Origin of the sequence: Falsihalocynthiibacter sp. BN13B15 (assembly GCF_041205415.1) — a bacterium.
In the GTDB taxonomy this organism is placed as follows: Bacteria; Pseudomonadota; Alphaproteobacteria; order Rhodobacterales; family Rhodobacteraceae; genus Falsihalocynthiibacter; species Falsihalocynthiibacter arcticus.
In genome coordinates, this window is sequence record NZ_JBGFCE010000004.1 from 282,364 (window position 1) to 303,055 (window position 20,692).

At 54.0% G+C, this 20,692-nt stretch carries 19 protein-coding genes and 1 riboswitch; of the genes, 13 read left to right on the forward strand and 6 right to left on the reverse strand.

Translation table 11 applies throughout. From position 1 onward, the window contains the following. Positions 1-126: 126 nt before the first annotated feature. A riboswitch (glycine riboswitch) is annotated at positions 127-225 on the reverse strand. 71 nt (positions 226-296) lie between these two features. Beyond that, complete coding sequence (locus AB9F26_RS09050) at positions 297-860, forward strand: gamma-glutamylcyclotransferase family protein (RefSeq protein ID WP_335585649.1); 564 nt, start codon at positions 297-299, stop codon at positions 858-860. On the opposite strand, the gene AB9F26_RS09055 is transcribed toward AB9F26_RS09050, so the two are convergent. Together AB9F26_RS09055 and gltX are read right to left on the reverse strand one after the other, a co-directional pair. After that, positions 834-2,246 (reverse strand): MATE family efflux transporter, encoded by a 1,413-nt coding sequence (locus AB9F26_RS09055; protein WP_369767841.1) that lies wholly within the window; start codon positions 2,244-2,246, stop codon positions 834-836. The two genes, AB9F26_RS09050 and AB9F26_RS09055, sit on opposite strands and share 27 nt — an antisense overlap. A 95-nt stretch (positions 2,247-2,341) precedes the next feature. Next, complete coding sequence (gltX, locus tag AB9F26_RS09060; RefSeq protein WP_335585651.1) at positions 2,342-3,664, reverse strand: glutamate--tRNA ligase; 1,323 nt, start codon at positions 3,662-3,664, stop codon at positions 2,342-2,344. A 126-nt stretch (positions 3,665-3,790) separates the two neighbouring features. Between gltX and AB9F26_RS09065 the strand changes: the two genes are divergently transcribed. Continuing rightward, on the forward strand, positions 3,791-4,258 hold the full coding sequence (locus AB9F26_RS09065) for a hotdog fold domain-containing protein (RefSeq protein WP_335585652.1): 468 nt from the start codon (positions 3,791-3,793) through the stop codon (positions 4,256-4,258). Here AB9F26_RS09065 and AB9F26_RS09070 read toward each other — a convergent pair. Both AB9F26_RS09070 and AB9F26_RS09075 read right to left on the reverse strand, forming a co-directional pair. Next, on the reverse strand, positions 4,255-4,647 hold the full coding sequence (locus AB9F26_RS09070) for a DUF1801 domain-containing protein (RefSeq protein ID WP_335585653.1): 393 nt from the start codon (positions 4,645-4,647) through the stop codon (positions 4,255-4,257). The two genes, AB9F26_RS09065 and AB9F26_RS09070, sit on opposite strands and share 4 nt — an antisense overlap. 61 nt (positions 4,648-4,708) lie before the next feature. Next, complete coding sequence (locus AB9F26_RS09075) at positions 4,709-6,361, reverse strand: NAD+ synthase (RefSeq protein ID WP_369757639.1); 1,653 nt, start codon at positions 6,359-6,361, stop codon at positions 4,709-4,711. A gap of 286 nt (positions 6,362-6,647) precedes the next feature. Here AB9F26_RS09075 and AB9F26_RS09080 point away from each other — a divergent pair, with 286 nt between their 5' ends. The 8 genes from AB9F26_RS09080 to AB9F26_RS09115 all read left to right on the forward strand — a co-directional run bounded on the left by AB9F26_RS09080 (position 6,648) and on the right by AB9F26_RS09115 (position 16,667). Then, complete coding sequence (locus AB9F26_RS09080; RefSeq protein ID WP_369767931.1) at positions 6,648-8,048, forward strand: MORN repeat-containing protein; 1,401 nt, start codon at positions 6,648-6,650, stop codon at positions 8,046-8,048. 261 nt (positions 8,049-8,309) lie between these two features. After that, a complete protein-coding gene (locus tag AB9F26_RS09085; RefSeq protein WP_335585656.1) occupies positions 8,310-9,887 on the forward strand; it encodes a 2-isopropylmalate synthase in 1,578 nt (525 codons plus the stop codon). 275 nt (positions 9,888-10,162) lie between these two features. Then, a complete protein-coding gene (locus AB9F26_RS09090) occupies positions 10,163-11,200 on the forward strand; it encodes a rod shape-determining protein (protein WP_039004465.1) in 1,038 nt (345 codons plus the stop codon). A gap of 24 nt (positions 11,201-11,224) precedes the next feature. After that, on the forward strand, positions 11,225-12,145 hold the full coding sequence (mreC, locus tag AB9F26_RS09095) for a rod shape-determining protein MreC (RefSeq protein ID WP_369767843.1): 921 nt from the start codon (positions 11,225-11,227) through the stop codon (positions 12,143-12,145). Then, on the forward strand, positions 12,138-12,674 hold the full coding sequence (locus AB9F26_RS09100; RefSeq protein WP_369767844.1) for a rod shape-determining protein MreD: 537 nt from the start codon (positions 12,138-12,140) through the stop codon (positions 12,672-12,674). Before mreC ends, AB9F26_RS09100 begins: the two co-directional genes overlap by 8 nt. Further along, positions 12,671-14,590 (forward strand): penicillin-binding protein 2, encoded by a 1,920-nt coding sequence (gene mrdA / locus AB9F26_RS09105; RefSeq protein WP_369767845.1) that lies wholly within the window; start codon positions 12,671-12,673, stop codon positions 14,588-14,590. The genes AB9F26_RS09100 and mrdA overlap by 4 nt, the downstream gene beginning before the upstream one ends. Next, positions 14,587-15,726 carry a rod shape-determining protein RodA gene (rodA, locus tag AB9F26_RS09110; protein WP_335585660.1) on the forward strand — a complete coding sequence of 380 codons (1,140 nt, stop codon included), beginning with the start codon at positions 14,587-14,589 and terminating at the stop codon, positions 15,724-15,726. The genes mrdA and rodA overlap by 4 nt, the downstream gene beginning before the upstream one ends. 8 nt (positions 15,727-15,734) lie before the next feature. Continuing rightward, positions 15,735-16,667 carry a 2-hydroxyacid dehydrogenase gene (locus tag AB9F26_RS09115; RefSeq protein ID WP_369767846.1) on the forward strand — a complete coding sequence of 311 codons (933 nt, stop codon included), beginning with the start codon at positions 15,735-15,737 and terminating at the stop codon, positions 16,665-16,667. Here AB9F26_RS09115 and AB9F26_RS09120 read toward each other — a convergent pair. Beyond that, a complete protein-coding gene (locus AB9F26_RS09120; RefSeq protein WP_335585662.1) occupies positions 16,664-17,455 on the reverse strand; it encodes an SseB family protein in 792 nt (263 codons plus the stop codon). The two genes, AB9F26_RS09115 and AB9F26_RS09120, sit on opposite strands and share 4 nt — an antisense overlap. After that, complete coding sequence (locus AB9F26_RS09125) at positions 17,445-18,050, reverse strand: uracil-DNA glycosylase family protein (protein WP_369767847.1); 606 nt, start codon at positions 18,048-18,050, stop codon at positions 17,445-17,447. Before AB9F26_RS09125 ends, AB9F26_RS09120 begins: the two co-directional genes overlap by 11 nt. Before the next feature lie 74 nt (positions 18,051-18,124). Between AB9F26_RS09125 and AB9F26_RS09130 the strand changes: the two genes are divergently transcribed. The 3 genes from AB9F26_RS09130 to AB9F26_RS09140 all read left to right on the forward strand — a co-directional run bounded on the left by AB9F26_RS09130 (position 18,125) and on the right by AB9F26_RS09140 (position 20,648). Further along, entirely contained in the window at positions 18,125-18,478 is a 354-nt protein-coding gene (locus AB9F26_RS09130; RefSeq protein ID WP_335586777.1) for a metalloregulator ArsR/SmtB family transcription factor, read from the forward strand. Continuing rightward, positions 18,471-19,517, forward strand: coding sequence for a permease (locus AB9F26_RS09135; RefSeq protein WP_335586778.1), 1,047 nt, complete (start codon positions 18,471-18,473; stop codon positions 19,515-19,517). The genes AB9F26_RS09130 and AB9F26_RS09135 overlap by 8 nt, the downstream gene beginning before the upstream one ends. Before the next feature lie 171 nt (positions 19,518-19,688). Beyond that, positions 19,689-20,648, forward strand: a complete 960-nt coding sequence (locus AB9F26_RS09140) for a cation diffusion facilitator family transporter (RefSeq protein WP_369767848.1) — start codon at positions 19,689-19,691, stop codon at positions 20,646-20,648. Positions 20,649-20,692 lie beyond the last annotated feature (44 nt).

Sequence of the window (20,692 nt, forward strand, 5' to 3'; positions counted from 1 at the left end):
CACGTGCAAGCGCGCGGCACCATTCAAAGCCCGCCCGATGCGTGCCTTTCTGATGCCCCCTCTGTCTTTTGCGCCTGAGATCGTTATCCCTTCGGCGGGCCTTGCGACCACTCTCCAGAGTTTTCGTACATCCCCGTGGTCCTGATGCCTGAGAGTTTACCGGGGCGGTTGCTCCTTCGGCACTATGCAACGCGAACGTTGCATAGATTCTCCCACTGAGATGCCAAATTAATACCGTTGAATTGCGCATCCGACAAGGGGTTGTATTCGGCCGCATACTGCGTAAATGCTGGGATATGAAAAATCCATTCTTTTTTGGCTATGGCTCGCTGGTTAATAAATCGACCCATTTGTATGAAAACGCCCACACGGCCCGAATCTCAGGCTGGCGTCGCACATGGCGGCATACGCCGCATCATCCGGTGTCTTTGCTCACAGCAACCCCTTGTGCGGCAAGCGAAATTGACGGGCTAATTGCGGAAGTTCCCAACGCCAATTGGCAGGCCTTAGACGAGCGCGAAAGCGGTTATGATCGCCACGTCGCGACCACGGTGGCGCATCCCCTTTCGCACACTCCCGAAATTGCGATCTATGCCGTGCCTCTTCAAGTCCCGTTCCAATCGCCCCATGCCCCAAGGATACTTTTGAGCTATCTGGATGTCGTGGTTCAGGGTTTTTTGCTTGAATATGGCGAGGAAGGCGTCGCGAGGTTTTTTGCGACCACCGATGGCTGGGACACTCCGATCCTGAACGATCGCGCCACGCCGCAATACCCCCGCGCCCGCATTCTCAGTCCAGATCAAACAGCATTGGTGGATGATTTCATAGCCCGTCTAGCGATGAAACCGCAGCAGGCTTAACTGACGCGCTTGACGTGCGAACGGTTCTGGTTGGATCACGATACCCCCGTCGCCCGTTGTGGTTTTTCTAATTACTTTTCGCACGAGAACCAGCGCGACAATAGCAAAAACAATTCCCCCGAGCGCTTGCCCGATCAGAATGCCTTTGGCACCATACCAAGCACTCCCTAACAGGACAAAGGGGATCGTTCCCAACGTGTGGCGCAGCCAGTTCACCCAAGTGGAGTAGAACGGGTGCCCAAGATTATTGAACGCCGCATTTGCCACGAAAATCACCCCGTTAAAGAACCACAACAATGCGAGCGGCCCACAGAACAACAAGATCAATTCCGCCGTCAAACCGTCTGCGTTAAACAATGCCAAAATCGGCCCACGCAAAGCAAAAAGGACGCCTGCTGCCAGCACCGTATAGATAGCAATAAACAGCAACCCGTCTTTCACAGCTTGGCGCACGCGATCAAACAATCCCGCCCCATAGTTCTGTCCGATGATCGGTCCAATTGCACCAGACAGGGCAAAAATAACCGCGAATGATAAGGGCACAAGGCGCGAAACAACGGCCATTCCCGCCACGGCCTCTTCTCCATATTCCGCCATGCTAGCAATCACATAGGCTTGGCCGATGGGGGTGGAAAGTTGGGTCAAGACTGCTGGGATAGCAATTTGAAAGAGGGCGGGGAAATCGGCGCTAAATTCCACTTTTGTTGGCTTTTGCAGCCCCCCGTGATGCTTGTAAATCATGATCAATGCATAGGCCGCCATAGCAACCCGTGCGGCAACTGAAGCCATTGCAGCCCCTGTCAATTCAAGGTCAAACCCGAAGATCAAAATCGGGTCCAAAATCGCGTTAACGAAGCCGCCCATGATCGTGGCCATCATCGAGTGACGCGCCGCCCCATGCGCACGTAAAACCGCACCGCCAGCCATGCCAACAATCAGGAAAGGGAGACTCGGAACGATGATCCGCAAATAGGTGACCGTCAGCCCGTGAACCTCGCCCGTGGCTCCCATCCAAGCTGCAAAAACAGGTACGAAATACCAAACAATCGCGGCGAAAATGGCGCCTAAAATCACACCATAAAGCAAGGCCGTCCCCGCGCGGCGGCTGGCCATATTAGCATCTCCAGACCCTAAAGCCCGTGAGACCAAAGCCCCCGCAGCGATCGCCATGCCAATCCCAAAGGAACTGGTGAAAAACAAAATCGCTCCTGCATAGCCCACGGCCGCCGCTAGTTCTGCCTTGCCTAGCATTGAGATGAAAATCATATCGACAAAGTCGACCAAAAATACCGCCATCAGCCCAAGACTGGCCGTAACGGACATTACGGTGACATGACGAAACAAGTTCCCTGTAAGGAAGGTGGCCTGAGCAGCAGGGGACGACATTTGAAAATCCGATCAATTTTCTGCGACTATACCGCCGCAGAAATCAAAAGAAAGCGTCCAAAATTCACACGTCACTCTGCGCTGGCGCACAGAGTTTAGGATTTTGCGCGAATAACCTGCAATAATGGAAGGACTGTTTTCATGTCCGGACCGTGTTCCATGCCAGTCAGTGCCTTGCGTAATGGCATAAACAATCCGCGTCCTTTGCGTCCCGTTGCTTCCTTAACGGCTGTGGTCCAAGCGCTCCATGTGTCACGATCAAACGGCCCGTCGGGCAACAACGCCATGGCTTCGCGCACAAACTCCGTATCCTCAGCTTCAATGACGGGATCACAACCCTCGCTAAATAAGGCCCACCACGGTGCCAGATCACGCATGGTGGCGATGTTTTCACGGATTGCCTCCCAGAAATCAGCCGCGATATCGTCTGGCACTCCCAGCGCCGCGATAGCATCCGCAACTTTCTCGAACGGTTGTTCGGCAAGGAGCTTGGCAGTCAAAGGTTTTAGGTCTTCTGAGTCGAATTTTGTTGGTGCGGCCCCAAAATTGGAAATATCGAAACCGGCAATCAAATCGCTCATTTCACTGCGCAATTCCACCGGATCAGATGACCCGAGCCGCGCCATCAAACTCAGGATAGCCATCGGTGCGATTCCCGCGGCGCGCATATCGCGTAGGGAAAGTGTTCCCAAACGCTTAGACAAGGCTTCGCCCTGTGGCCCCGTCAAAAGGGAGTGGTGCGCAAAGCTTGGAACGGTGCCGCCCAAAGCCTCGATAATTTGGATTTGGGTGGCGGTATTGGTCACGTGGTCGGAGCCACGCACCACGTTGGTCACGCCGTAATCAACATCATCGCAAACGGACGCCAAAGTATAAAGGAACTGCCCGTCGCCCTTGATCAAAACCGGATCGGAAACGCTCGCCGCGTCGATAGACAAATCGCCGAGGATACCGTCGTTCCAGTTGATGCGCTCTTGCTTGAGCTTAAACCGCCAGTGCCCGCCACGTTCCGCCCGAAGCGCGTCTTTTTCCGCCTCCGAAAGTGCCAAAGCCGAGCGATCATACACAGGGGGTTTCCCCATGTTGAGTTGCTTTTTACGTTTTAGATCAAGTTCTACCGGTGTTTCGAAACATTCGTAAAGGCGACCATCATCGCGCAACTTCTGCGCCGCTTCTTCATAGCGATCAATCCGCGCGGACTGGCGTTCGGTCCGGTCCCAAGTGAGGCCCAGCCACGTCAAATCTTCTTTGAGCGCATCCACATATTCTTGCTTGCTGCGCTCTGGGTCGGTGTCGTCAATCCGAAGGATAAATTCTCCCCCCGCAGCCCGTGCGATCATGAAGTTAAACAGCGCCGTGCGCAGGTTACCAATGTGGATATAGCCAGTGGGGCTTGGAGCAAAACGAGTGGTTGTCATGGGACTGCCTTTAAGTAGGGTTGGTCCCTTCTACGATGCAATTTTAGTCTGAGCAAGCGAACGACCCAACGTTAGGGGCGCAATTCAATGCAAAATGTGGCATTGGAATCAAAAAACGGGGGTCTCATGACAGATACATACATTATGCGGACGTATAAAAAGGCTCTCAAGCTTCCTTATGGGGCGCAGCTTTTTTCGGCCTACGCAGCCCGCAAGGCTCCGTATTTCAAAACCGTCCGCCCCCTCGTGACGCGGCTTGAGCCTCATCGCTGTGATATTCTGATCAAGAAACGGCGTGCGGTCCAAAACCATATTGGCACAATGCATGTGATTGCGATTGCAAACGGTCTGGAAATGGCGATGGGCTTTATGGCGGAAGCCTCGGTTCCCGCGAATTTTCGGTGGATTCCCAAGGGTATGACGTTGGAATACCCTGCAAAAGCGAATACGGATTTGACCTGCACGGCAAGCGTTGATCCATCAGCGTGGAAAGTGGGAAATTTGGACGTGACCGTGGTGGCGCATGATACGCAGGGGGTGGCTGTGGTGACGGGCACGATCCATTTATGGATCAGTGAGAAGCCTGCGCGTTAACTTGAGTTAAGGGGCCAACGGGTATTTAAATCCTTCAACCCCGCGCTGATTAGGCGCTCAAGAATCGCGACATCTATATCCGCCAACTTATTGAAATAAAGGCAGGACTTTCCAATTTTAAATTTTCCGAGGCTTGCGAGAATATCGCTAAAATCGGCATACCCCGGAAGAATATATATCGAGAAATTCGCCTTGCGCGGTGAGAACCCCGTCGCCAAAAAATCACCTTCGCGACCACTTTCGTATTGGTAATGATACCGCCCATAACCAACAATACTGGGGCCCCACATCACCGGATCAAACCCCGTCACGCGCCGAAAAAGTGCGTCGAGTTCAACGGCGTCGGCGCGTTTTTTTCTGGGAGGGAACGGCGGCCAAAAAATCGTCAACCGGTACATCGGTGGGTAGCGTTTTATTGGCCATAATGCTCTCCCTTTTCGCAAATGCCGCTTAGCCTTCGTCGCGCCAACGGTTCACTATGGGGTAGCGTCGATCCAACCAGAAAGCCCCCTTGGTGAGGCGGGTTCCCGGAGCGGATTGGAAGCGTTTATACTCGGAAATATACAGCAGGTGTTCGACTTTTTTAACCGTCTCGCGCGCATGACCTTGAGCCACGATTTCGGCGACAGAGAGGTCGTTGTCCACCAGCCCTGTTAAGATCGCATCGAGCACTTCATAGGGCGGCAAGCTGTCTTCGTCTTTTTGATCAGGTCGCAATTCCGCGCTTGGTGGCTTATCGATAATAGACACGGGAATGACCGCGCCTTTGGGCCCCATCATCCAGTCACGGTGCTGGGCGTTGCGCCAACGGCATTGCTCAAACACACGCGTTTTATACATATCTTTTATGGGGTTATATCCACCAGCCATATCACCATAGATCGTGGCATATCCTACGGCGACCTCGGATTTATTGCCCGTTGTCAAAAGCATTTCGCCAAATTTATTCGACATGGCCATCAGTAAAAGCCCACGCAAACGCGATTGGATATTCTCTTCGGCAAGGCCCGCCTCAAAGCCTTGGAACAGCGGCGCTAAGGTCTCTGTTATGGCGGCACGACCTTGCGCGATGGGGACAAAATCATAATGGCAGCCCAGATTTTCAGCTGCTTCTTTGGCGTCGTCAAGCGAGCCCTGTGACGTATATTCACTCGGCAACATGACACAACGTACGTTCTGTGGGCCAAGCGCATCTACGGCGATTGTCGCCACAATCGCACTGTCAATTCCGCCAGACATACCTAGCAAGATTTTCTTAAAACCGGTCTTGGACATGTAATCGCGCAGCGACAGAACCATCGCGTGATAATCCTGTTCCCATTCATCCGGATGCTTCGAAACTTGCCCCTTCGCAACGTTCCACTGACCATCGGTATTCACAAAATCAATGTGGCGAATTTCTTCGGAAAACACAGGCATACAATCAACAACGTGGCCATCCGTATCGACGACGAAAGTGCCGCCATCAAAGACCTGATCGTCTTGGCCACCAACCATGTTAAGATAGATTAACGGCGTGCCCGTCGCCGCCACCCGCGCGCGCATGTGCTTTAGGCGCGTCGGAAACTTGTTGCGATAATAGGGCGAACCATTGGGCACGAGGGTAATTTCGGCCCCCTGCCCGGCCAAGCTTTCCGCAACACCCGCGTGCCAACTGTCTTCGCAAATCGGACTACCGATAGTCATCGGGCCAATTTTATATGGCCTATTCTCGCGTGCGGGTTCAAAGATTCGCACTTCGTCGAACACTGTCTCGTTCGGCAGGTGACTCTTGAGGACCCGATGCGCAATTCTACCCTGTTCGAGGATATAATAGGCGTTGAACAGATTCGTGCCGTCAAAATAAGGCCCGCCAATGCCAATCGCCGGACCCTCTGCGCAGCTTTCCGCCAAGCCCTCAATCGCCTGCATTGCGTGCAGGTAAAACGCGGGTTTCCGCACTAAGTCTTGGGTCTGATAGCCCACCGCGAACATCTCAGGCAGTGCCAGCATGTGCGCCTTAGCTTCACGGGCGATTTCCCATGCATCACGGGCTTTTTGAATGTTGGCGGCTATGGCCCCGACAGTTGGATTAAGTTGCGCGAGGGTCAAACGAAATGTCACGGGCCAGTCCTGCTTTTTGCGAGTAATAGAGGTTGTTTACCCCTGTGCGACCGCGAGGGAAAGACCCGCATCTGGCTTTCGGGTTAAGAGTGTTGCAAAACGCATTGCCCCCTGATGCAGCCTCGCCTAAGCTATCGCTTGGTAATCCCTTGGGATGACCAATGGAATATCCTGCCACCCAAGAGGATTAGCTGTGCCCTACGCGACAACCGTTAAAAAATTTCAGCCCATTTTTTCCGACATTTTCGGAGCCTCAACCGCCCTCCTTTGCGCGGCGGTCCTTGTTGTGGGCCTCGTCCCCACACTTGCCTTTGGGCAGGAGGAAGCCGCCAAGGAATATTCAAATGGAGGTCTCTATGAGGGCACTTTCGTTGATGGAAAACAGCACGGTCGCGGGCATTATACCCTCCCCAACGGCTATGTTTACGACGGAGAGTGGTTTGAGGGCGAAATCCGTGGTCTTGGGATTGCGCAATTCCCCGGTGGATCGGTTTACGAAGGTAATTTCTCTAAAGGCCGCCCAAATGGATTTGGCAAAATCACTTTTGCCGATGGCGGTACCTATGAAGGCGACTGGGTTGATGGCGAAATCACCGGTAATGGCGTGGTTGAATATGCCAACGGGGTGACCTTTCAGGGCGGTTTGAAAAACGCGTTGCACCACGGCGTCGGCACCATGCAAAGCCCCAACGGGTATGTTTACGCGGGCGAATGGCAAGACGGCGCAAAACACGGCATGGGCAAAATCAACTACCCCGATGGTGCGATCTACGAGGGACTTCTTTCTGAAGGTCTGCGCGCGGGGCTAGGCACTCTTACGATGGCCGACGGGCTTGTCTATACGGGCACTTGGCAGAACGATCAATTTCACGGCGAAGGTGTTCTGACGCAAGCCAATGGCGATGTCTACACGGGTACATTTGTGGCCGGAGCGCGCGAGGGCGAAGGAAGTGTGGCCTATGCAAACGGCGACACGTTTGTGGGCACCTTTAAGGCGGATAATCGCGAAGGCCTTGGTACCTTTACGGGATCTGAGGGCTATCGTTACACGGGTGCGTGGCGTGCAGGGAAAATCGAGGGCAAGGGCGAAATTACGTATCCCGACGGATCTGTTTACACTGGCGGCTTTCTAGACGGCCTGCCGCATGGCAACGGAAGTATCAAGTATTCTGACGGTGGGTCCTATGACGGCGGTTGGAGCAAAGGTGTCATTCAAGGCGAGGGCCGCGCGGCCCAGTCAAATGGTCTAATCTATGAGGGCGGCTTTGTTGACGCACAATACGATGGGACCGGCAAAATGACTTACCCAAGCGGCTATGAATATATTGGCGGCTGGAAAGCGGGAAAACGCTCTGGTGATGGCACGGTCAAATACGCTGATGGCTCTGTTTATACAGGCGAATTTCTAGACAACAAACGCGCGGGTATTGGCGAAATCACGATGCCGGACGGATTTAAATACTTTGGGTCTTGGGCGGATGGCGTGATGCATGGCCAAGGCGTGACGACCTATGCCAACGGTGATGTGTACACGGGGAACTTTGCTAGCGGCAAACGCCACGGCAAGGGCACAATGGCCTTTGCTTCAGGACAAGAACAAGCGGGCGAATGGACGAACGGGGCCTTCACGCCAAAAGACGTTGCCCCCGCGACCGACACACCTACCGAGGCCCCCGCATCCGAATAAACGGTCTCCGGATATTTTTTCAGAATTGCTCTTCCCTTTCGTCACTTGGCGGCTATGATCCCCCTATGAACGCAAACGCACATATTTCCATTATCGCAGACGCGCCCGTTTTGGGCCGTGCGCTTGGACTCCGTGCCCTCCTCCTTCTTAGCTGCCTCTGAGCGTGCCTGTTTGGCGCGAACGCTCAGGGGAGGACACGCGCCATGCACCGAAGCGATACGCTTCTTTCCAGACAGCTAAGAACGACGAAAGATTTCACACATGACAGATAAATCCAAACAAGACCAAGTCTTGATTTTTGACACCACTTTGCGTGACGGCGAACAAAGCCCTGGCGCGACCATGACCAACACCGAAAAGTTGGAAATCGCTGAGATGCTCGACGATATGGGCGTAGACATCATTGAAGCGGGCTTCCCCATTGCGTCCGAAGGTGACTTCGCCGCCGTGAGCGAGATTTCACGTCTTGCCAAACAATCGGTGATTTGCGGATTGGCGCGTGCCAACTTCAAAGACATTGATCGTTGCTGGGAAGCCGTCAAACACGCGGCACGCCCCCGCATCCACACGTTTATCGGTACGTCGCCCCTGCATCGCGCGATCCCGAACTTGAACAAAGACGAGATGGCCGAACGGATTCACGACACTGTCACCTATGCGCGCAACCTGTGTGACAATGTGCAATGGTCGCCGATGGATGCCACCCGCACCGAAGAGGACTACCTGTTCCGCGTAGTAGAAATCGCGATCAAGGCAGGCGCAACAACGATCAACATTCCCGACACCGTCGGCTATACCGCCCCGCGCGAAAGTGCGGAAATCATCCGCCGTTTGCTGGAAAATGTTCCAGGTGCGGATGAGGTCATTTTTGCCACGCATTGCCACAACGATCTTGGCATGGCGACGGCGAACTCTTTGGCGGCCGTCGAAGCGGGCGCGCGTCAAGTCGAGTGCACCATCAATGGACTGGGCGAACGCGCTGGGAATACTGCGTTAGAAGAAGTCGTGATGGCGCTCAAAGTCCGCAATGACATCATGCCCTATCAAACCCGCATCGATACCAAAAAGATCATGCAAATTTCGCGCCGCGTCGCCGCCGTTTCTGGCTTTGCTGTGCAATACAACAAAGCCATTGTTGGCAAGAACGCTTTCGCCCACGAGAGCGGCATCCACCAAGACGGCATGTTGAAAAACGCCGAAACCTTCGAGATCATGCGCCCCGAGGACGTGGGTTTGACCGAAACCAATCTTGTTATGGGCAAACACTCAGGCCGTGCCGCGTTGCGCTCGAAGTTGGCTGACCTCGGTTTTGAATTGGCCGACAATCAACTGAAGGACGTTTTCGTCCGGTTCAAGGAATTGGCGGATCGCAAGAAAGAAATCTTTGAGGATGACTTGATCGCCCTGATGCGCGACAGCGACGCCACAGAGCAGAATGACCGCATCAAGGTGAAATCCCTGCGTGTGGTTTGCGGCACAGAAGGCCCACAAGAAGCAGCCCTGACCCTCACAATCGACGGCGAAGATAAGGCAGTAACTGCCACTGGGGATGGTCCTGTTGACGCGTCGTTCAATGCTGTCAAAGCTCTGTTCCCTCATTCCGCGCGTTTGCAACTGTACCAAGTGCATGCGGTGACCGAGGGCACGGATGCACAAGCAACTGTCTCTGTGCGGATGGAAGAGGATGGCCGGATTTCCATAGGCCAGTCTGCGGACACCGATACGGTCGTCGCGAGCGTCAAAGCCTATGTCAACGCGCTCAACCGTCTGATCGTTCGCCGCGAGAAATCTGTGCCGAACGAGGACGTGAAATCGGTCAACTACAAAGATCGCGCCTAAAATTAGTTCTAGCTTGGGGTACAGAAAGTCGTTTTTCTGTACCCTTTTTCTGTCAAACGAGATGAGAAAATTTGCGGATTGTTGGATATGTGAAATTTTACAGCATTTTGACGCCAGTGTTCGGGCCCAAATGTTGCAAATGTATAAGCGGCAAGAACCCGCCAAATGAACTATAATGCGCCCTTTACCCCATAAACCATGAACGCCTATAACAGGTAAGCCTTTTGAGTCCGCGACTCGCGGGCTGGAACGGACTCAATTTAGGACACAACTTCATGGCAGGTTTTTTCGGACTGTTTTCAACAGATATGGCAATCGACCTCGGCACAGCGAACACGCTTGTCTATGTCAAAGGCAAAGGCATTATTCTGAACGAACCCTCGGTTGTGGCCTATCACGTCAAAGACGGGCGCAAACAGGTTTTGGCCGTCGGAGAAGACGCAAAACTGATGCTTGGTCGCACCCCCGGAAGCATTGAGGCCATCCGCCCGATGCGCGAGGGTGTCATTGCCGATTTTGACGTTGCCGAAGAGATGATTAAACACTTCATCCGCAAGGTCCACCGGCGCACGATGTTTAGCAAACCCAAGATTATCGTCTGTGTGCCCCATGGTGCGACCCCTGTTGAAAAACGCGCCATTCGCCAATCTGTTTTGTCGGCAGGCGCGCGCCGTGCGGGCTTGATCGCCGAACCCATTGCTGCGGCCATTGGTGCGGGGATGCCGATCACGGATCCAACTGGCAACATGGTTGTCGATATTGGCGGCGGTACGACCGAGGTGGCCGTGCTTTCCTTGGGCGATATCGTCTATGCGCGCTCGGTGCGCGTCGGCGGCGACCGTATGGACGAAGCGATCATCAACTACCTACGTCGCCAGCAGAACCTCCTGATCGGCGAAGCGACGGCAGAACGGATCAAAACCTCCATAGGTACGGCGCGGATGCCCGACGACGGGCGTGGGTTAAGCATGAAGATTCGGGGGCGTGACCTTTTGAATGGTGTTCCAAAAGAAATTGAAATCAACCAAGCGCAGGTCGCCGAAGCCCTCGCCGAACCCGTGCAGCAAATCTGTGAAGCCGTGATGACCGCGCTCGAAGCAACCCCTCCAGATTTGGCGGCGGATATTGTGGATCGGGGCGTTATGCTTACAGGCGGCGGCGCGCTTTTGGGTGAACTTGATCTAGCCTTGCGCGAGCAAACTGGCCTCGCGGTTTCGGTCGCAGACGAGAGTCTAAACTGTGTGGCTTTGGGAACGGGCAAAGCCCTAGAATACGAGAAGCAACTCCGCCACGTCATTGATTACGACAGCTAAATTCCCTTGGGGGGCACCGCTGTAATGGATAGAAATGCATCAGAATACTACACCCGCCCGATCAGACGCATTCTGGTCGGGATTATGGTTGTTCTGCTTCTGGTGCTCTTTCTGATTTGGCGGATCGACAACCCACGGATGGAGCGATTTCGCGCTCAATTTATTGACACAATTATTCCGAGTTTTTCGTGGGCAATGGCACCAGTTACGGCCGCGAGCAACATGATCGAGGATTTCCAAAGCTACACTAAAATATACGAGCAAAACCAAGAGTTGCGCCGAGAATTACAACAAATGAAAGCTTGGAAAGAAGCCGCGCTGCAACTGGAACAGAAGAATGCCCGCTTGCTTGATTTAAACAATGTGCGTCTTGATCCCAAATTGACCCACGTCACCGGCGTGGTTTTGGCCGACAGTGGCAGCCCGTTTCGCCAGTCGGTTTTGTTGAATGTTGGGTCGCGCGACGGGATTCATGATGGCTGGGCGACAATGGACGGCATTGGCCTTGTCGGGCGAATTTCTGGCGTCGGGAAGGACACATCGCGCGTCATTCTTTTGACCGATAGCAACAGTTCGATTCCCGTCACCATTCAACCCTCAGGGCAACGCGCCTTGCTCAATGGCGACAACTCAATCGCGCCGCTTTTGGAATTTGTCGAGAGCCCAGAGCTTGTCCGTCCGGGCGATCAAGTCGTCACTTCGGGCGATGGTAACGTTTTCCCAGCGGGGCTTTTGGTGGGGCAACTCGCGCTCGGACCGGATCGCCGCTTGCGAGTGCGACTCGCCGCTGACAATGAGCGGCTCGAGTTTTTGCGCGTCTTGCGCAGCGGTACAATCCATTCGTTGATGGAGAACGGCACGCTCATTTTGCCCAATGGAGAGGCGCTTCTACCTCCTCTCGTTGAGCCAGAACTTCCCCTGCCGGAGGTCGCGATCAGTGAGTGAGCACTCGGAAACTGGCAATTGGGTTTATGTGATCCTATATGTAGGCATTGCTGGAATTGCCCTATTCTTGCATCTGTTACCCCTTTCAACTGCCCCCTCAAGTTGGGCTGGACCTGATGTGATACTCTGTTTGACCTATGTTCTTGTAATGCGCCGACCGAAGACCATTCCGATTGGGCTTATCGCGGGTGTTTTTATTATTCTTGACCTCTTTCTTTTGCGCCCCCCGGGGTTGCTGACGGCCTATGTTGTGATTGGGGCCGAATTTTTGCGCAGCCGCGCGCGCGTAAATAGCGAGTTGCCGTTTTTCGTCGAATGGGCGCTGGTTGCGAGTGTCATTTGCGCGGTACTTTTGGGCTATCGGTTCACGTTGTTCATTGTCGCAATCGACCTCTCAACACTCGGTCTCAGCCTTCAACACTTAATCGGCACTGTTTTGCTGTATCCGGTTTTTACCGTCCTTTTGGGATGGCTCACCCTTCTTGGCACAACCGGTAAACTTGCGGAATCCAAAGGGAGGTCGTCATGAGGCGGCCTCCAAAAGATACAGAGGAAAGCGCGCGCAAAATCACGCGGCGTGGCCTTATTCTGGGAGCGAGTCAGGTTGGTTTCATGGGGCTTTTGGTTCTGCGGATGCGGCAATTGCAAGTGGATCAAGCAGACCAGTTCCGCAACCTCGCAGAAGAAAACCGCGTCAACATGCACCTTTTGGCCCCCGCACGCGGGCTGATCTATGACCGCAACGGCAACGTCATTGCGCAAAACCAGCAAAACTATCGCGTGGTGGTGCGTAAGGAAGACAGCCGCGATTTGGATGTTGTGTTGGAGCGGCTGTCCCACATCGTTGTCCTGACGCCCAGTGATATCGCGCGGATTAAAAAAGAGTTGCGCAATGCGGGACCATCCGCGCCCGTTACAATCGCGGACCGCCTCTCGTGGGAAGCCTTCGCCAAAATCGCCGTGAACGCGCCCGCCTTGCCGGGGATCACGCCCGAAGTTGGCCTCTCGCGCGCCTACCCCTATGGCGCGGATTTCGCCCATGTGGTTGGATATGTTGGGCCCGTGAGCGACTATGATTTGCAACGCATAGATGACGGAGATCCCTTGCTGCGCATCCCTCGTTTCCAGATCGGAAAATTCGGAACAGAAGCAAAAACCGAGAAAACCTTGCGCGGATCAGCGGGTGTAAAACGGGTAGAAGTCAACGCTACGGGACGTATTATTCGCGAAATTGACCGCGAAGAGGGCCAAGCGGGCAAGGCGATTCAACTGACGTTGGACGCGAACCTTCAGAAGTATTGCTTAGCGCGAATGGAAGGGCTGAGTGCCTCGGCAATTGTGATCGATGTTGAGAATGGTGACGTGGTGGCCTGCGCTTCGGCACCTTCCTTTGATCCGAACCTGTTTGTAAAAGGGATCTCAGTGAAGGATTATTCAACCCTCACCCAAGACCCCTATCGCCCCCTCGCGAGTAAAACCGTACAAGACCGCTACCCTCCCGGATCGACCTTCAAAATGGTGACGGCTCTTGCCGCCCTAGAGGCAGGCGTCATCACTCCCCAAGAAACAATCCGCTGTCGAGGCTATGTTGAAGTTGGCGGGCGTCGGTTTCACTGTTGGAAACGCGCAGGGCACGGGAATGTGAATCTTCACAACTCCCTAAAAATGTCCTGTGACGTGTATTACTACGAAGTCGCACAGCGTGTCGGGATCGACAACATTGCCGCAATGGCACGTCGTCTTGGGTACGGCAAAAAATTTGACATCCCAATGTCAGCGGTTTCGGCTGGTGTGGCACCGGACAAAGCGTGGAAACGCGAGGAACTTGGCAAAGAGTGGGTCATTGGCGACAGTTTGAACGTCTCGATCGGACAGGGCCTCGTCCTTGCCACCCCGCTTCAAGTGGCCGTCATGTCAGCACGTTTGGCCACCGGAAAATCCGTAGAACCTCGGATGATTGCATCGCTGGATGGGATCAAACAACCCGAACTTGGCGGCACGGATATGGGGATCAATGAAAACCATTTGCGGGCGGTACGAAAAGCCATGTTCGCCGTTTCAAACGAATCCGGCGGCACGGGGTATGGGTCGCGGATTGTCGAGGATTCCATGCGCATTGCGGGGAAATCTGGCACGTCCCAGTCGGGAAACAGTATTGTGCGCAATGCCGATGTCGAGTGGGACAAACGCGACCACGCGTTGTTTACGGGGTTCGCCCCATATGAAACGCCAAAATACGCGATTTCTGTTGTGGTTGAACACGGCGGTGGCGGGTCGTCGACGGCCGCTCCGATCCTGCGTGACATTGCGTTGCAGGCTCTTTATGGCGGCACGCCCCCGCTCGAAGCCTATCCCAGCAACGACCGCGCCACCATCCGCACCCAACAACTTCGTATCCAAGCCCTCGACCCCAACCAACTCGAAGCTGAGCAAGATCCAGTATGAGTTATCTTGAGTATAACGTCAAAACGACGCCACGGGGTTTTCGCAAAATCCTCTATTTCAACTGGCCTCTTTTGCTGTTGCTAGCTACGGTGTGCTGTGTCGGATTTATGATGCTTTATTCAGTGGCTGGTGGTTCCATGTTCCCATGGGCTGAGCCGCAAATAAAACGGTTTGGCCTTGGTATCGTGCTTATGTTTGCAATCGCAATGACGCCGATTTGGTTTTGGCGCAACATCGCGACGGTGGCCTATATTGGTACGCTTGTTTTGCTTGTTGTGGTGGATTTAATCGGCGATGAAAGCAAAGGATCGCAACGCTGGATTGATCTTGGTTTCATGCGCCTGCAACCATCCGAACTGATGAAAATCTCCCTCGTGATGCTGCTCGCTGCCTACTACGACTGGCTCGATATTAAGAAAACCTCACATCCCTTGTGGGTACTTTTCCCGCTCTTAGTAATCGCAGTCCCAACGGCTTTGGTATTGCGACAACCCGACTTGGGCACGTCGATCCTACTGGTCACGGGTGGGGCAATCGTGATGTTTTTGGCGGGGGTCAGCTGGTGGTATTTCGGCGCGGTAATCGCCCTTGTTGTGGGCGCAGTCACTGCAGTTTTTAAGGTGCGCGGAACGCCTTGGCAATTCCTTAAGGACTATCAATACCGTCGGATTGACACGTTTATCGACCCTTCATTTGACCCCTCTGGTGCGGGATATCACATCACACAATCCAAAATCGCTTTTGGGTCGGGGGGATGGACGGGGCGTGGCTTTATGCAGGGCACCCAAAGCCGCCTAAACTTCCTCCCCGAAAAACACACCGATTTTATTTTCACGACTCTCGCCGAGGAATTCGGCTTTATTGGCGGTTTTTCCCTCCTTAGTATCTATTTGCTCATCATTATATTTTGCATGGTATCGGCCTTCCAAAACAAAGACCGATTTGCATCGCTGCTCACTCTCGGAATTTCTGCCGCCTTCTTTCTGTATTTTGCTGTGAATATGTCGATGGTAATGGGCCTTGCCCCTGTGGTCGGCGTCCCCCTGCCCTTGGTTTCCTACGGCGGATCTGCGATGATCGTTTTGCTCGCCGCATTTGGCCTCGTCCAAAGCGCCCATATCCACCGTCCGAGATAGGATTCCCCATGATTAATGTACTCTTTTCCGCGAAACCTGAGCGGTGGGGTTTTTATAAGGACGCCCTTAAATCAAGCTTCCAGAAAGCTGGTTTGGATGTGGATTTACGCTGCGAATTTGAAGACCCCGCGAGTGTGGACTATCTGGTTTTTGCGCCCAATGGTCCGGTTTCGGATTTCACCCCGTTCACGGGTGCGAAAGCCGTTCTTAACCTCTGGGCTGGAGTAGAGAATCTGACGAGAAATCCTACCCTCAACATCCCGCTGGCCCGCATGGTTGACACCGGCCTTACCGAAGGTATGCGCGAGTATGTTTGCGGGCATGTGCTGCGTCACCATCTCGGAATGGATACCTATATTCAGGCTAAACCTTTGGACTGGAAACAAAGTGTTCCACCTTTGGCGCGAAATCGAACTGTTGGAATTTTGGGGCTTGGCGCGCTTGGCCAAGATTGTGCGCGTAGTCTTGCCGCCCTAAATTTCAATGTATTGGGCTGGAGCCGCCGCCCCAAGGACATTGACGGAATTACCAGTTTCTCGGGGGACGCGGGCTTAAAAGCCTTGCTCTCAGAGGCTGAAATTCTCGTCCTTCTCCTGCCCCACACCCCACAAACTGAAAAAATAGTCAATGCCGAGGCTCTGGCACTTTTGCCCAAAGGAGCGGTCATTATTAATCCGGGTCGCGGCGCACTGATTGATGACAACGCGCTGTTAAGTGCCCTCTCAAATGGGCAGGTCGCGCATGCGACGCTTGATGTGTTTTGGGTTGAACCTCTGCCCTCGGACCACCCCTATTGGGCGCATCCAAACGTCACCATCACCCCCCATATCGCCTCAGAAACCCGCGCCGATACCGCGAGTGAAATCATCGCCGACAACATCAAACGTGGCGAGGCGGGGCAAGAGTTTCTCTTCCTCGTGGACCGCACTGCGGGCTACTAACGTAGAATTGGCGGCTTGCTAGGGTCGGACCCTGGGGCCGCGATTTCAACAGCTTCGGCCCGTTCGGGTTGTGGCAGATCAAAGCTCAAGGCGACCCGCAACAAGGGCGCCGTCAACTCGTCGTCACGCCCCACAAACACGACATCCAACTCCCCCGCCTCAATGCCAGAGAAGGTCAGGGCTTCGCTCACGGCATTCGCCAGCGCTTCTTCGGCCCCGAGCTTTGCGTCTAAAAACGCCAAAAGATGCCCACGCCGCCCAGATTTATAAGTCACTGCGGCCAAATGCGCGGAGGTCGCAAGGCCAACGGCAGAGGGAAGTTTTCGATCTAACGCGCCGAGCAACACATCCGGCAAACCTTTGGGCGGGTTAAGCTCTTGCGGCACGTCCTCAACCTCTTCTGGCTTGTGATCGAGCGTTTGCAAAAGCCAGCCAAGTGCCTCTGAATCTAGAAGGTTTTCGCCCCCCTCAACCCCCAGATTAACGCCAAGCCCGATCCCCTGCTCCACAACCATATGCGCGATGATCCGCCCCGAGAGCGCCACATAGGGAGCCGCGTGTCCGGTGAAATCTACCAGACGTTCCTCACGATCAAAGGCCAAAACAAAACGCCCCTCCTCGGTTTCAAACAGCTCAGGTGAGATTTTGTCTGCATCCGCTTCCCTTTCAAGCAATAGGAACAACTCACTATCAGCAAGGCGCTCAAAATACGGCAACCGCGCGGTATCGCTTTCGGGGGTGGACAGCATAGCGGCATAGGCCACGTCGAGGGGAGTCTCAGTTTTCATTTAGCACCTCATGAACACGCGCGCGCAGGGCCGGAAGAAGGTCAGCCTCAAACCACGGGTTTTTCTTGATCCAGCCAGTATTGCGCCACGACGGATGTGGCAAGGGAAACACGTGCGGCGCATGACTGCGCCAATCTTGAACTGTCGCCGAGACGCTCGCGCCATTTGCGGCCCCAAGGTGGTATTTATGGGCGTAACCACCCACCAAAAGAGTTAATCGGGGCGATAAATGTTGCAAAATGTCAAGATGCCACGTTTTGCGACACACGGCAGGCGGTGGAAGATCGCTCCCTTTTTGGTCATACCCCGGAAAGCAAAACGCCATAGGGAGGATGGAAACTTGCGTGCGGTCATAAAACATTTCGCGTTCCACCCCCATCCAGTCTCGCAAGCGTTCGCCCGAGGGATCATCAAATGGGATACCGCTTTTATAAACCCGTGCTCCTGGTGCTTGGCCGGCAATCAAAATCGGGGCGCGACCATTCAACCAAATAATTGGACGTGGTTTATGGGCTGTTGAGGTTTGCGAAAAGCGCTCCTCGCACAGTACACAGCCTCGGATATTGCGGTCTAAATCTTGGAGGGTGCCAGTCATACGTTAGTTTTTCCCAATTTATGCGCGGCTTCAAGGGGCTTGACTAACTTCTATATTTCTACAATTATAGAAATATGAAAACAACTAATGCAAATCCCGATTCTCCGCTCGATATTCACGTGGCCGCCTCTAGCTTTGCGGCCCTTGGAAGCGAGCAACGCCTTGAAGTTTTACGCTGTTTAGTGCGCGCAGGACCGGAAGGCGCAACGATTGGCACCTTGGGCGAACGCAGTGGCGTAACGGGCTCCACCCTAACGCACCACCTGAAAATACTCACCCAAGCGGGCCTTGTAACGCAGGAGAAAAAGGGGCGCAGCGTTATTTGTGCTGCTGCGGCCTATTCCGAGATGCAAAAGCTTGCCGACTATCTCTTGCGCGAATGTTGCGCCGATTGCCCCTCTACAGACCACGAGCACAGCCATGTCTGAAACAACACACACCCATTCGCATACACCTTCCCCAAATGCGCCCCTCTGGAAACGCCTCGACATGGCGTGGGTGGCGATCCTCATCATCCCATTGCTCGTCGCTCTGTTCGATCCTGCACAATTTTTCCCGACTCTGAGCTTTGCCGGGTCTGCCATCCTTCACACGGGCGTTTTTATCGTTTTTGCTGTGCTGATGGTGGGATATCTCAAGGCCTCTGGCGCCGAAGCCCTGTTGGCGCGAGCCTTTGAAGGGCGCGAAGTTCGGATGATCTTTATGGCGGCGGCCCTTGGGGGCTTATCACCGTTTTGTTCCTGCGAAGTAATTCCTTTTATAGCAGCCCTTTTGGCGCTCGGCGCACCACTTTCGGCGGTTATGGCCTTTTGGCTGGCCTCTCCCTTGATGGATCCCGCCATGTTTTTGGTGACGGCGGGCACCCTTGGATGGGAATTTGCCTTTGCCAAAGGGATCGCCGCCATCAGCCTGGGGATCATGGGCGGCTTCACCGTAAAACTCTTTGCCAAAAGCGCCGTATTCGCAAACCCGTTGCGCAAAGCGGTCCAATCCTCGGGCTGTGGTTGCGGCCCCTCTCCTTTTGATGGCAAGCCCGTTTGGAAATTCTGGAAAGAAGCGCCAAGACGGACAGCATTTCGCCAAACCGTGGTCGAAAATGCGCTATTTTTGGGGAAATGGTTGTTGCTTGCGTATTTGATCGAAGCCCTGATGTTGAGCTATGTTCCGGCCGAAACCATCGCGAGCTTCCTTGGTGGCGAAGGTCTCAAACCTATCGCGCTCGGCGCTTTGATCGGAGCACCAGCTTATCTCAACGGTTTCGCCGCCGTGCCCCTCATCCACGCGCTTTTGGAACAAGGCATGAGCAACGGCGCGGCCATGTCCTTCGCGATCGCTGGGGGGGTAAGCTGCATCCCTGCGGCCCTCGCCGTCTGGGCCTTAGTCAAGCCGCGCGTGTTTGTGGCCTACCTCGGGATCGCCATGACGGGCGCGTTTGCAGCGGGGATTGTCTGGAATATTGTCGCTTGATTTTGTCAAGAAGTGCCACCTCTTTACAAGATGCGAGGTGGCACTTGTAGTTGCAAAATAGATTGATGCTAGCCCCAAGTTACGCCCATTTTCGCTTTTTCACTCAAAAATTCCACTTTGTCGTACCGAGCCAGAAAAGTTTGGCACACTCACTGACGGCTGACCGCAGACATGCTAGGCCTAAGGGAATCGAACAGTAGAGGAGAATTCAAGCTGTCAGGACATCATCATCATATTGACCCCAACTCTGGGAATACGCGGATTTTCTGGGCCATTACGGTCAATATTCTGCTGACAGTCGTGCAGATTATCGGTGGCATTTTGTCTGGTAGTTTGGCGTTGATTGCAGATGCAATTCACAATATGTCGGATGCACTCTCGCTTATTCTCGCTTTTGTGGCACGCAAGATCGCGCAAAGGCCCGCCGACGACACGATGACGTTTGGCTATGGCCGTGCGGAAATTGTGGCAGCTTTGATCAACTACACGACCCTCATCCTGCTCGGATTATATCTGACCTATGAGGCTGTGGCGCGGCTTTTCAATCCTGCCAGCGTTGACGGGTGGCTGGTAGTTGTCATCGCGTTTTTTGCGCTTTTAGTTGATGCTGCCACCGCTCTTCTGACCTACGCGTTGTCAAAACAAAGCATGAATATTCGCGCGGCGTTCCTCCACAATGTCGCTGATGCCCTTGGATCCGTTGCGGTCATCATCGCGGGCACCGTGATCATATTGTATGATTGGCGGCTGATTGACCCGCTTATTACGCTGGTAATTGCGGGCTATATCCTTTGGCAATCTGTGACTGAAATCGGCGGCGCGGTGCGTATCTTGATGCTCGGCAGCCCTCCTGATCTTGATACGCGCGCGATTTTAAAAGCCATACGCGCGGTATCGGGCGTGGAGGACGTGCATCATCTGCATCTGTGGCAAATGCAGGAACACGAGTCAGCTGTGGACGCGCATATTGTGATTAAGGCTGGCGTCTGGACCGAAGCAGACCGCGTGAAACTTGCAGTTAAGGACGCTTTGCGCGACGGGTTTGGACTGTCCCACATCACACTTGAATTGGAATGTCATGTCCATGCCTGCAAAGACCTTCAAGAAGTTGGACACATTGTCGCAAATTGATTTGGGTTGATTGAAATCAAAGTCAATTCGTATCGGGTTCAATA